The sequence below is a fragment of the Aneurinibacillus thermoaerophilus genome (assembly GCF_900099925.1).
Lineage (GTDB): Bacteria > Bacillota > Bacilli > Aneurinibacillales > Aneurinibacillaceae > Aneurinibacillus > Aneurinibacillus thermoaerophilus.
Genome location: NZ_FNDE01000004.1, coordinates 53,032 through 65,449, shown reverse-complemented (window position 1 = coordinate 65,449; position 12,418 = coordinate 53,032). Strand labels below are relative to the sequence as shown.

Genomic DNA, 12,418 nt, shown 5'->3' with positions numbered 1-12,418 from the left:
TGGGGAATATGTTTCATTCAATTGAAGAAGCGATTCAAGATTTGAAAAACGGCAAACCGGTAATCGTCGTGGATGACGAAGATCGCGAGAATGAAGGCGACTTTATTGCGCTGGCGGAAAAAACAGACGCCGCGATGATTAATTTCATGGTTACGTACGGTCGCGGTCTTGTGTGCGTGCCGATTACAGAAGAGCGCGCCGCTGAGTTGAAACTTGAGCTGATGGTAGACAGGAATACGGATGCGTACGGGACCGCGTTTACCGTCTCCATCGATGAGAAAACAACCACTACTGGCATTTCCGCGCATGAGCGGGCACAGACGGTGCAGGCGCTGCTTGACCCGGCCAGCAAACCGGAAGATTTTCGCCGTCCCGGCCACATTTTCCCGCTTATTGCAAGAAAAGGCGGCGTATTGCGTCGGGCCGGCCACACGGAAGCGGCTGTTGATTTGGCGCGTTTATGCGGCGCGTATCCGGCCGGTGTTATCTGCGAGATTATGAACGAGGACGGAACGATGGCGCGGGTGCCTGATCTGGTGCGGATCGCTGCAAAGCACGGACTCAAAATGATTACGATTGAAGAATTAATCCGTTATCGCATGCGTTTCGACAAGCTCGTAAGGCGTGAAGTCGAAGTGGAGCTGCCCTCTGAATACGGACATTTTCGCATGGTAGCATATACGAACGATACAGATGATAAAGAACATGTGGCACTGGTTAAAGGAGACATCCATCCAGATATACCGACGCTTGTAAGGGTGCATTCCGAATGTCTCACTGGCGATGTGTTCGGTTCGTTCCGTTGCGATTGCGGTCCACAACTTCATGCGGCGCTCAGACAGATCGAAGAAGAAGGGCGCGGCGTGCTGTTATATATGCGCCAGGAAGGGCGCGGCATTGGCCTTATTAACAAACTGAAGGCGTATAAACTGCAGGAGCAAGGGCTTGACACGGTGGAAGCAAACGAAAAGCTGGGTTTTCCCGCCGACTTGCGGGAGTACGGCATTGGCGCGCAGATTCTTGCCGATTTGGGGCTGGGACAAATCCGCCTTCTGACTAATAATCCCCGCAAAATTAAAGGCATTGAAGGCTATGGCCTGTGTGTAGTGGAGCGCGTGCCGCTGCAGATGGAGGTGGTGGAAGCGAACGAACGGTATTTGCGCACGAAGAAAAGCAAGCTCGGCCATTTATTGAATTTATAATCGCTTTGCATTTGAACCATAAAGATATAGTAGAAAAATGGAGGAATGATGATGGCAAAAGTATACGAAGGAAATCTTGTGGGAACAGGGCTTAAAATTGGCATTGTCGTTGGACGCTTTAACGAGTTTATTACAAGCAAGCTTTTGACCGGCGCATTGGATGCGCTGAAGCGTCATGGTGTGGCTGAAGACGATGTGGAAGTTGCTTGGGTACCGGGAGCTTTTGAAATTCCGCTCATTGTCAAAAAAATGGCAGAATCCAGCAGGTATGATGCTGTCATTGCGCTTGGCACGGTGATTCGCGGCGCTACACCACACTTTGATTATGTATGCAACGAAGCAGCGAAAGGCATTGCGTCCATCGGACTGACCACTGGCGTACCTGCGATTTTTGGTGTGCTGACGACCGATACGATTGAGCAGGCGATCGAGCGCGCTGGCACAAAAGCAGGCAACAAAGGTTGGGAGGCGGCGGCCACAGCGATTGAGATGGCCAACCTGACAAAAGCTTTTGCATAATGCGGATAGCTAAATAATGTGCCCCTGTTTTCGCAACGGAAAGCAGGGGTTTTTTCACGAAAACGGGAAAACGGCAGAATTGTGCAGATGACAGGCATATGGTAGAATGAGTTGCAGCTTGATACGGTAAGGGGGAGCGGCGTTGTTTTATTTTGACTGGGATTCGTTGCTTTATCGAGTGATTGCGTTTGTGATCGCGTTTTCTGTTCATGAGTGGGCGCACGCGTATGTTGCTTATAAATTGGGAGATCGTACGGCAAAAAACGAAGGACGTCTGACGCTCAATCCAATTAGCCATGTTGATCCGTTCGGGATGCTGCTGATTCTATTCGGGCCGTTTGGTTGGGCGCGTCCGGTGCCGGTAAACATGTTTCATTTCCGCGGCAACCGCCGTTTAGGCATGGTATATGTAGCGGTCGCGGGACCGTTGACCAACTTGATTTTAGCGTTTTTGTTTTTGCAGCTACATGTATATTTGCTTACGAGTGGTGTGATGAATACGTGGCCGACATGGGCTGAAACGCTTGCGGTAAACACGGTCGCTTGGAGCTTTACTATTAATGTAGCTTTGTTTGTGTTTAATATGCTCCCGTTTGCTCCGTTGGACGGTTCGAAATTTTTGCGTTATATTATGCCGCGTCGCTATGATGCTTTCTTTGAGCGAATGGAGCCGTACGGCATGTTTGTTCTGCTCCTGCTTATTTTTATTCCTGGTCTTGGCTCGATCATTTTGTACACACCATTTGAATGGGTGCGAAACATGCTGGTTTCCTTTGTACAGTAGAAAGGTGGACGATCGGTGGGAGTCGATATCAAACTTGATACGTTTGAAGGGCCGCTGGATTTGCTGCTTCATTTAATTGAACGGGCGGAAGTCGATATTTACGATATTCCGGTTGTAGAAATTACCGATCAGTATATGGAGCATTTATATATTATGCAGGAGTTGCAGCTTGATATCGCGAGTGAATTTCTTGTTATGGCGGCGACGCTGCTCGCGATTAAAAGCAAAATGCTTTTGCCTCGTCGCGAAGAACCGGTGTTTGATGAATGGGGCGCGGAGGTTTATGAAGAGGAAGGCGACCCACGGGAAGAGTTGGTGCAGCGCCTTTTGGAGTATAAAAAATACAAAAAAATCGCGGAAACATTCCGTGATCGGGAAAAAGAGCGGAGCCGTGTGTATACGCGACCGGCGGAAGATTTATCTCGATTCATTCCGGAAGATGAGAACCCGATCGCCAACGTGACGATTTACGATCTGGTAGATGCGCTTCAGAAAGCGCTAAAGCGAGTGAGCCGCAAGGAGCGTGCGGTGAAAGTGCAACGCGACGAGATTTCGTTGCGCGATCGCATAGAGGAAATCGAGCGGTTGCTTGCGGTAGCTGGCGGAAAAATATACTTCTCTCAACTTTTAGAAAAAGGAAACTCCAAAATCGAGATCGTAACGACATTTCTTGCGATCTTGGAAATGATGAAGAAGCGAATCGTTGTTTGCGAGCAGGACGGATTATTTGAAGATATTACAGTATCGCGGATGCAGGAGGATGCGGTATGATTGACATAGAACGGTTGAAGGCGATTGTGGAAGGGCTCCTGTTCGTAGCCGGGGACGAAGGAATTGAAGCAAAGCAGCTTGCTTCGATTCTCGATCTGGAAATCCATGAAGTAGTTGCCCTTATGGATGAAATGAAAAAAGACTATAAAGAACAGAATCGCGGTTTGCAAATTGTCGAGATTGCACAGGCGTACCAGTTTACGACGCGTCCGGAATTCGCGGAGTATTTTGAGAAACTGGCGCATACGCCGTCACACGCAACGCTTTCGCAAGCGGCGCTTGAGACGCTGGCGATCATCGCGTACAAGCAGCCGATTACGCGTCTGGAGCTGGAGGAAATCCGGGGGGTAAAATGCGAGAGCGCAATTAATCGCCTAACGAGTAAAAATTTAATTAAAGAAGTGGGCCGGGCTGATACAATAGGCCGTCCGATTTTGTACGGTACAACCAAAGAGTTTCTTGAATATTTTGGCCTGCGCAGTCTGGATGAACTGCCGCCTCCACCCGAATTCCCTGCGGAAGGCTCCGAAGTCGAAGAAGAAGAAGCGTATCTTTTCTATCAGAAAAATAAAGCAGAACCTACACCCTAAGCGGATACAGAGCGCTTAGGGTTTTATTATTAGTGGTTGCGGGTGATAAGAAGCTAAAATTTGTTTGAACGCTCATAATCTCCTGGATGAGCCATATACATGTACATAGATGGGACAGGACAAACTGTGCAAATGGCAAAGGGGGATCGGAGTGAAAAAGCTCGTTTTTATACTCATTGCTTTTCTGATGATGCTGCCGCAACCGACGATCGCTGCCGGGCCCGCGCTTCCGCCCGTGTCTGCGGAAACCGCCGCACTTATTGACGTCGCCACCGGACGCATTCTCGCGGAAAAGCAAGCGGACAGACGAATGCGTATTGCCAGCCTGACAAAAATTATGACAGCTATTGTTGCGCTTGAAGAAGGGAATAGTCAGGATATTGTCACAACGCCGAATAGCGCATACGGCAAAGAGGGCTCTTCCATTTATTTGAAGCGTGGCGAAAAAATGAAAATGGAAGATATGTTGTACGGCTTGATGCTGCGTTCGGGTAATGACGCTGCCGTGGCGATTGCCGAACATGTGGGGGGCTCTATCGAAGGCTTTGCTCGTCTTATGAACGAAAAAGCGGAATATATTGGCATGCACTCCAGCCATTTTACGAATCCACATGGACTTGATGATAGCGACAATCACTATTCTACAGCGCGGGATATGGCGTTGTTGACCGCGTATGCCCTGCGCAACCCGGAATTCCGCAAAATCGTTTCCACACAAGTAAAATACATTCCGTGGGAAGGAGAGCAATGGGATCGCAAACTGGTGAACAAAAATAAAATGCTCCGCCTGTATAAAGGAGCAGACGGGGTAAAAACGGGATACACAAAACTGGCGAAACGGTGCCTATCTTCTTCCGCTACCCGGAACGGACAACAGCTTGCTGTCGTAGTATTAAATGCGCCGCAGGATTGGGAAGACTCCATGAAATGGTTGGATTACGGATTCAGCCAGTTTTCGCGCACGGAGGTTATACGCGCGGGCGAACGGGTAGGCGAAGATAAGCGGGAAGATGGCGTACTTGCCTATTATACCAAGCAAGCATTCTCCTATCCGCTGTCGCAAGAGGAGAAATCGCGGATAGAAAAGCAATTGGTTCGCAATATTCGAGGGCCGTTCCTTGAGATTAGGCTTGATGGTAAACTCATTGGGCGGGTAGCGCTTACGATCGAACAGGAAACAGTGGCACAGGCGATCGGGAACCGCTTTACATCGAATCTGGAATCGTTCTTCAGGACGATGCTGGAGGGGATGTAGATGGTAAATTATATTTGGGCGGGTATGATTTTTATCGGAATTGTGACCGCGTTTGTAACAGGAAATGTGGACGCGGTCAACAAGGCGGTGTTCGAAGGAGCCAAAACCGGCGTGACTGTTACGTTTGGGTTAATCAGTATTCTTATTTTCTGGATGGGTGTGATGAAAGTGGCGGAAGAAGCGGGCCTGCTGGACAAAATGGCTCGCCTGCTTGGGCCGCTCGCCCGCTGGTTATTTCCTACCGTACCGAAAGATCATCCTGCTTTTGGCTACATTCTTTCAAATATGACGGCCAATCTCTTTGGTCTTGGAAATGCGGCGACGCCGATGGGGATAAAAGCGATGCAGGAGCTGCAAAAGCTAAATCCTGATCCGAAGACCGCCACCCCAGCGATGTGTACGTTGCTTGCTTTAAATACCGCTAGTATGACGCTGATTCCCACTACGATTATCGCGATCCGCATGAATTACAATTCGGCCAATCCGGCGGAAATCGTCGGAACGACCCTTCTTGCCACGTTTATCGCTACTACAGGTGCTATTCTGATCGATCGCTGGTACCAGAGAAAGGAGTGGAAGCGGTAATGTATGCCCTTGTTACACAATTGTCCGTCTGGGCGATTCCGTTCCTTCTTTCATACGTACTTGTATACGCGCTCTATAAAAAGGTACCGGTCTATGACACGTTCATCTTAGGCGCGAAGTCCGGTTTTGGAACTGCCATACGCATTATGCCCCACCTGGTTGGAATGATGGTAGCAATTACGATTTTTCGTGAATCGGGTGCGCTTGATGTGCTGCTTAGGCTGCTCCGTCCTGTGCTTGATCTTGTACATTTTCCAGCGGAGGTTCTGCCGCTCTCGCTTCTGCGTCCCATTACCGGTTCGGGATCGCTTGCGATTACAACTGATCTGATCGCGCAGTATGGTCCAGATTCATATATTGGTCGCCTGGCGAGTACGATTCAGGGAAGCACAGATACGACATTGTACGTGCTTACGGTGTACTTCGGCGCGGTGGCGGTGCGTAACACAAAGTATGCGCTGAAAGTCGGACTCATGTCCGATTTTATTGGCGTGATCGCTTCGCTTCTTGTCGTTTGGTTTGTGTTTGGATAAGTTATATCTTTTCCGGAGCGGGGGTAGTGTAAAGAGATAGCGCTACCCCGCTCCAAAATATACGGGTATAAGAAAGCGCATTCATCACATGCTTGACAAAAGGCCCCCTTATTCATTATATTTTACTTAAGTTATATTTTGCTTAAATCTTCCATCAAGCATGTTACCTTAAGTGGGCATAAGCTTGAGAAGCTAATTTTTTGCTTCTTAAGCTTATGCCCACTTTTATTTTTTTTGAATTTTAAAAATAAAGGGAGGAAATAGGATGATGAATGTATTAAGTGCATTACAAAAAATCGGTCGCTTACTTATGATGCCGATTGCGGTCTTGCCGGCAGCCGCAATTCTTTTGGGAATCGGTGCCATGAAATTTCAAAATCCATTCATGGCACACCTGGCCAAAATTTTTTCGGCAGGCGGAGGGGCGATACTTGGAAATCTGCCGATGTTGTTTGCCATTGGCGTTGCCATCGGTTTGACGGATGGAGCCGGTGTTGCCGGGCTGGCTGCGACGCTTGGTTATTTTGTTCTAACCAATGTGTTGAATGTTTTTGATGTTATTGGGCCGAATGGAGAAAAGATTGTTCATTTAGATATGGGGGTAATAGGGGGGATTATTACTGGTGCTGTGACAGCTTTTTTGTATAGACGATACAAAGACATTCGACTGCCGCAAGCGCTTGGCTTTTTTAGCGGAAGCCGATTTGTTCCGATTGTTACTGCGCTGGTGATGGTTGTTTTTGGTGTGGTGATGGGCTATGTATGGTTGCCGGTGCAAAATGGTATTCATGCACTGGGAATGTGGATTGTTTCGGCAGGTGGAATCGGCATGTTTTTATACGGCTTGTTAAATCGCTTGCTAATCCCATTTGGCTTGCATCATATTTTGAATTCAATTACATGGTTTCAAATCGGGGAATTTACCAATGTAGCAGGGGATGTTTTTCATGGCGATTTATCCAGATATTTTGCGGGCGATAAGACGGCAGGGATGTTTATGACAGGGTTTTTCCCGATCATGATGTTTGGGCTTCCGGCCGCTTGCATAGCTATGGTCAAGGAAGCCAAACCGGAAAAAAGAGCTTTCGTTTCATCCGTATTGCTATCGGCCGCTTTCGCTTCGTTTTTGACAGGGGTTACGGAGCCGATTGAATTTTCGTTTATGTTTTTAGCGCCGCTATTATTTATCATACACGCGATTTTAACGGGTCTTTTTATGGCTTTCACGTATTTGTCAGGGATGCATTTGGGGTTTGGTTTTTCGGCAGGTTTCATCGACTATGTTCTTAACTGGCATTTGGCTACCAAACCGTGGTTGCTGATACCGTTTGGAGCCGCTTGCTTTATCGTGTATTATTTTGTATTCCGGTTTTTCATTCGCATGTTTGATTTGAAGACGCCGGGACGGGATGAGGTTCCGACTGAATCGGGAACAACGTTCAAAGAAGAGGGCAATGCTTTAGAAATGAAGGAAAGGGCGATGTCTATTCTTCCGTTGATTGGCGGAGTCGAGAACATCAGGAATATTGATGCGTGCATTACCCGTTTGCGGCTAATCGTAGGTGATGATTCCCTTGTGAAAGACGAGGAGTTAAAAAAGTTGGGCGCAGCCGGCGTTATGCGTTTAGGAAAAGGAAATGTACAAATTGTATTTGGAACAGAATCGGAACTTATTAAAGAAGAGATAAAATCACTACTGAATCAAAGCGCAAGCTAAAAATTTTTTATGAAATTTATACCATAAACTTTTGAAGTTAAGCATGAAATGGATAGGGGAGGTTGTTGTGGTGAAGACAGTAGTATCCGGAATTCTAAACCAAGAACGCCAGCAGATTTTAATTGAGGATGGAATAATTACAGCAACCGGGCAACTTTCGAAGACAGATTTGGAAGGCGCTACATTGATTGAGACAAATGGAGAGTTGTATCCGGGTTTTATCGATATTCATGTGCATGGCGGCGGGGGAGCAGATACGATGGATGCCTCGCCTGAGGCATTCCAAACGATTGCCAAAACGCATGCGGCACATGGTACAACAGGTCTCTATTTAACGACTATGACCGAAAGTCCGGAGCGTATTCAGCGAGTGATGGAAACATTGGAGCCTACCTTTCAATCTGAAGGAGCTCAGGTGTTAGGGTTTCATCTGGAAGGCCCGTTTATTAATCCCGATTATCCGGGAGCGCATGCACAGCAACATATTATAGAGCCGAATATTGAACTTCTTGCAGAATGGATCGAACGATCGCGACATCAAGTGAAGATTATAACAGTTGCTCCGGAGCTTCCGGGGGCGGAGGCATTGATTCGCTTTGCCACTGAACAGGGAATCGTAGTATCGATGGGCCACAGTGCCGCTGACCTTTCTGATGCGCAGCAAGGAAAAGCATGGGGGGCACAGAGTGTTACTCATCTTTTTAATGCAATGAGTAGATTTCACCATCGCGAACCGGGGCTTGCTGGATTTGGTTTATCGGATGAGGAGATTTATGTTGAGTTGATTGTCGATTATCGGCATGTCCATCCGTTTGTAGTCAAAGCGATGATGCGAGCTATGGGAGAAGAACGGCTGCTTTTGATTACTGATGCGATGCGGGCGGCGTGCATGAAGGACGGGATATATGAATTGGGTGGACAAATGGTTTTTGTTCGGCAAGGAGTGGCGACTCTTTCCAACGGAACGATCGCGGGTAGTACATTGACCATGGATCAGGCAGTCAGAAATTTGCTCGATGCAGGAACACTGGGAAAACAGGAAATATCCAGGGTCACTTCCCAAAATCAGTCCCGCCTTCTTAAACTTCGCAAAGGGGTGATTGCACCTTCATTTGATGGAGATATCATCGCATTCGATGAACGGTTACAGGTGACGCATACCATTGTCCGCGGAAACTTAGTATTTAGAAAGTAAATTAGGAGGATAGGGAATGGATATTCGGATTTTTTCGACAGCCAGAGAAGGCGCTATTTATAGTGCAACTGTTATTGAACAGATTATCAAGAACCGTGCGTATCCGGTTCTTGGATTGGCCACAGGTTCGACGCCGATTCCTCTTTATTACGAGTTGATTCGAATGCATCAGTGGGGGCTTGATTTCTCCCGCGTGACAACGATTAATCTGGATGAATATGTGGGGATTTCTGCTGATCATCCGCAGAGCTATCGTTATTTTATGAAACGCTATTTATTTGATCATGTGAATATCGATCAATCAAGAACATATATTCCAAGGGGAGACGCGGAAGATCTTGAACAGGAATGCCAACGGTATGATCAGATTATTCAATTGAATCCTATTGATATTCAAATCTTAGGAATCGGCATTAACGGGCATATTGGATTTAATGAGCCGGATGTTTCTCTAAAATCGAAAACGCATATTGTTAAGCTTGCCCATGTGACCATTCAGGCAAATGCCAGATTTTTCGAAAGTCCAGGTGAAGTGCCTGAACATGCCATCACGATGGGGTTGCAGTCGATTCTATTATCCAAACAAATTTTGCTGTTGGCATTTGGGGAAGAAAAGGCGCAAGCTGTGGTAGAAGCTGTGTATGGGGATGTGCGGACAAGTTTGCCCGCCAGTATTCTGCAACTTCATCCTAACGTTACCTTTGTACTTGATGAGGCCGCTGCCGCCTTACTTTTGAAAAGAGAGAAAAACAGGGGATAAACATGCGTGAGGGGATTGATTATGGAACGAAAGATTGTGCAAGTTTTATCTCATAATGTAGTGCTTGCCAAACTCTTATCCGGAAATAATTCCATAGTATTTGGAAAAGGTATCGGATTTAAAAAAAAAACGGGGATTTAATCGATCCGGCCGCTATCTCGCAGGAGTTTCTCTTGCATACGGCAGAAGCGATTGAACATTATCAGCAAGTGATTAAGATGGTAAACTTTCCGATTATTGCAGCAACAGAAGAGGTGATTGCGCTGGCGATTCAAAAATTGTCGGGCCCTTTCTCTGATACAATTCATGCAGCCTTGATTGATCATATTAACTTTGCCATTGAGCGAATTAAAAGAGGGATTTATTTAAGCAATCCGTTCGTTTTTGAAATTAAGTATCTATATCCCGAAGAATATAAAATCGCGGAAGAAGCGGTTGCGTACTTGAATAAGAAGCTTGATGTTACTCTCCCGGAAGAAGAGATCGCATTTTTGGCTACACACTTTCATTCAGCCCGATCTTTTTCTGATAAAAAAGTAGCTTTGGGGATTGCACGGATTGTTTCCAAAATCTTAGATCAGCTAAAAGCCGAAGGGTATAAGATGGACGATTCGTTTTCTATGATTCGTTTTGTATCGCATTTAAAAGCCTTGATTGATCGTGTAAAGTCCGGCAAAACCATAGATAATCCACTTATTGAGAGTATTCGTGAGCGGTATTCGGACGGATTTGCAAAAGCGCGAAAATTAGCCGACATCATTGCTGAAGAGTTAGGCAAGGATGTACCGGATAAGGAGATCGGTTTTTTAACGTTACATTTGGAACGTTTGCCTTATGAATTTCAATAGGTAAAAGATGATTCGTTATCATTCATCGTAGAAAACCGCATGTTCACATAAGAATGGCAGGAGCGGTTTTGCTTTATAGAAAGGAGACAAATCATGTTTAAAAGGTGGTTTGGAGAGAAAGACACAAGAGAAGTCATTATGGCTCCCTTACATGGTGAAGTGGTCAGAATAGAAGAAGTGCCTGATCCCACCTTTTCAAAAAAAATGGTAGGGGAAGGAGTTGCGATTATACCAAAAGAAGGGAAAGTTGTCTCCCCTGTAAAAGGGGAAGTTGTTCAGGTATTTCCGACGAAACATGCTGTTGGCTTGCGTTCAGAAAAAGGAGTGGAACTATTGATTCATATTGGCTTAGAAACCGTCTTTATGCAGGGAGAAGGGTTTGTCGCTTATGTAAGAGCCGGGGATAAAGTAAAAGTTGGGGACCCGCTTCTTGAGTTTTCCATAGATTTGGTAAAAGAAAAAGCGAAAAGTGCGATAACACCGATTGTCATTATAAATCCAGATCGAATGGACCAAATCGAAATGGAATGGCCTAAAGAAGCGAAAATGGGAGAAACGTCCATTATGAAAATGAAAGTGAAATGATGAGAAAAGGAGTTCATTTTACTTATGATCGAAAAGAAAATAATCGTTAATCTTCAACAAGGTCTTCATGCTCGCCCAGCTGCTCAACTTGTAAGTAGAGTAACTTTATTTAATAGCGATATTTCCATTGGTAAAAATGGTAAATTTGTAAATGCGAAGAGCATAATGGGGGTTATGTCGTTGGTGATTGCCAAAGGGGAAGAAGTCACATTGACCGCAAATGGAATCGACGAACAAGAAGCGATTGCTTTTTTGGAGCAATTTTTGCTAGAAGAAAGAGGATGAGCCCAGCTTTTTTTGTTTGCGCGTTGTATCCGGGCGACGGGAAGGGTATGATGGGAAAGGAGGGTGATACATACATGGAACGATTGCAGAAAATTATGGCCCGGGCAGGGGTTGCTTCCCGCAGAAAGTGCGAGGAACTTATTGCGGCTGGTCGCGTGAAGGTCAACGGAGAAGTAATTCGGACGCTCGGTTTCAAAGCCGATCCAGAGCGGGATGAAATTGAAGTGGATGGACAAAAAATCGTGCTTGAAAAACATGTGTATTTTCTGTTAAATAAACCGGTCGGCTATATTACATCGGTCACTGATCCGCAAGGAAGAAAAACGGTGCTGGATTTGATGGAGCATGTTAAAGAACGGATTTATCCGGTGGGAAGGTTGGATTACGATACGTCCGGCCTGCTGCTTCTCACGAACGACGGCGCGTTCGCCAACCGTATCATGCATCCGCGTCATGAACTGGATAAAGTCTATGAAGCAGTCGTGAAGGGAAGAATAGGAGAAGAAGCGCTTATGCGGCTGTGCAAAGGTGTGATGCTGGAAGACGGAATGACAGCGCCCGCGCAGGCGGAGCGGCTTTCCTACGATGAAAGAAACAGAAGAAGTGCCATCCGGTTAACCATCCACGAGGGACGCAACCGGCAGGTGCGCCGGATGTGCGAAGCGGTGGGGCATCCTGTGTTGAAGTTAAAGCGGGTTCGGCTCGGGTTTCTGACGCTGGATGGTGTGCCAGAAGGAAAATACCGCCCGCTAACAAAAGAAGAAGTGGATGGGATTTTGTCTCTTTAAC

16 protein-coding genes are annotated in these 12,418 nt (G+C 46.5%); all 16 read left to right on the top strand.

Features of this window, described 5'->3' with window-relative positions:
- The first annotated feature begins 8 nt into the window (after positions 1 to 8).
- The 16 genes from BLR88_RS03595 (at position 9) to BLR88_RS03525 (ending at position 12,417) form a co-directional block, all read left to right on the top strand.
- Positions 9 to 1,202 (top strand): bifunctional 3,4-dihydroxy-2-butanone-4-phosphate synthase/GTP cyclohydrolase II, encoded by a 1,194-nt coding sequence (locus BLR88_RS03595; RefSeq protein ID WP_057899372.1) that lies wholly within the window; start codon positions 9 to 11, stop codon positions 1,200 to 1,202.
- 51 nt (positions 1,203 to 1,253) lie between these two features.
- A complete protein-coding gene (gene ribH, locus BLR88_RS03590) occupies positions 1,254 to 1,721 on the top strand; it encodes a 6,7-dimethyl-8-ribityllumazine synthase (protein WP_057899371.1) in 468 nt (155 codons plus the stop codon).
- Positions 1,722 to 1,863: 142 nt separating this feature from the next.
- Positions 1,864 to 2,505: a site-2 protease family protein gene (locus tag BLR88_RS03585; protein ID WP_057899370.1), complete on the top strand. Its 642-nt coding sequence runs from the start codon at positions 1,864 to 1,866 to the stop codon at positions 2,503 to 2,505.
- Positions 2,506 to 2,520: 15 nt separating this feature from the next.
- Positions 2,521 to 3,276 (top strand): segregation and condensation protein A, encoded by a 756-nt coding sequence (locus tag BLR88_RS03580; protein ID WP_057899369.1) that lies wholly within the window; start codon positions 2,521 to 2,523, stop codon positions 3,274 to 3,276.
- Entirely contained in the window at positions 3,276 to 3,866 is a 591-nt protein-coding gene (gene scpB / locus BLR88_RS03575; protein WP_057900377.1) for an SMC-Scp complex subunit ScpB, read from the top strand. The genes BLR88_RS03580 and scpB overlap by 1 nt, the downstream gene beginning before the upstream one ends.
- A 151-nt stretch (positions 3,867 to 4,017) precedes the next feature.
- Complete coding sequence (locus BLR88_RS03570) at positions 4,018 to 5,121, top strand: D-alanyl-D-alanine carboxypeptidase family protein (RefSeq protein ID WP_254778208.1); 1,104 nt, start codon at positions 4,018 to 4,020, stop codon at positions 5,119 to 5,121.
- The gene (locus tag BLR88_RS03565; RefSeq protein WP_057899367.1) at positions 5,122 to 5,706 is read left to right on the top strand and encodes a nucleoside recognition domain-containing protein; all 585 of its coding nucleotides are present in this window, start codon (positions 5,122 to 5,124) and stop codon (positions 5,704 to 5,706) included.
- Complete coding sequence (locus BLR88_RS03560) at positions 5,706 to 6,239, top strand: spore maturation protein (protein WP_091259949.1); 534 nt, start codon at positions 5,706 to 5,708, stop codon at positions 6,237 to 6,239. The genes BLR88_RS03565 and BLR88_RS03560 overlap by 1 nt, the downstream gene beginning before the upstream one ends.
- Positions 6,240 to 6,504: 265 nt before the next feature.
- Positions 6,505 to 7,956 (top strand): N-acetylglucosamine-specific PTS transporter subunit IIBC, encoded by a 1,452-nt coding sequence (gene nagE / locus BLR88_RS03555; RefSeq protein ID WP_057899365.1) that lies wholly within the window; start codon positions 6,505 to 6,507, stop codon positions 7,954 to 7,956.
- Positions 7,957 to 8,026: 70 nt separating this feature from the next.
- A complete protein-coding gene (gene nagA / locus BLR88_RS03550; RefSeq protein ID WP_062731158.1) occupies positions 8,027 to 9,151 on the top strand; it encodes an N-acetylglucosamine-6-phosphate deacetylase in 1,125 nt (374 codons plus the stop codon).
- A 16-nt stretch (positions 9,152 to 9,167) separates the two neighbouring features.
- Positions 9,168 to 9,911, top strand: coding sequence for a glucosamine-6-phosphate deaminase (nagB, locus tag BLR88_RS03545; RefSeq protein ID WP_091259947.1), 744 nt, complete (start codon positions 9,168 to 9,170; stop codon positions 9,909 to 9,911).
- Positions 9,912 to 9,932: 21 nt separating this feature from the next.
- Entirely contained in the window at positions 9,933 to 10,052 is a 120-nt protein-coding gene (locus BLR88_RS20035; protein ID WP_236781884.1) for a CAT RNA binding domain-containing protein, read from the top strand.
- A gap of 32 nt (positions 10,053 to 10,084) precedes the next feature.
- Complete coding sequence (locus tag BLR88_RS03540; protein ID WP_236781883.1) at positions 10,085 to 10,759, top strand: BglG family transcription antiterminator; 675 nt, start codon at positions 10,085 to 10,087, stop codon at positions 10,757 to 10,759.
- Positions 10,760 to 10,852: 93 nt separating this feature from the next.
- On the top strand, positions 10,853 to 11,344 hold the full coding sequence (locus BLR88_RS03535) for a PTS sugar transporter subunit IIA (RefSeq protein ID WP_057899362.1): 492 nt from the start codon (positions 10,853 to 10,855) through the stop codon (positions 11,342 to 11,344).
- A gap of 24 nt (positions 11,345 to 11,368) precedes the next feature.
- Positions 11,369 to 11,629 carry an HPr family phosphocarrier protein gene (locus BLR88_RS03530; protein WP_057899361.1) on the top strand — a complete coding sequence of 87 codons (261 nt, stop codon included), beginning with the start codon at positions 11,369 to 11,371 and terminating at the stop codon, positions 11,627 to 11,629.
- 74 nt (positions 11,630 to 11,703) lie between these two features.
- A complete protein-coding gene (locus BLR88_RS03525) occupies positions 11,704 to 12,417 on the top strand; it encodes a pseudouridine synthase (RefSeq protein WP_091259996.1) in 714 nt (237 codons plus the stop codon).
- The last annotated feature ends 1 nt before the right edge of the window (position 12,418 follow it).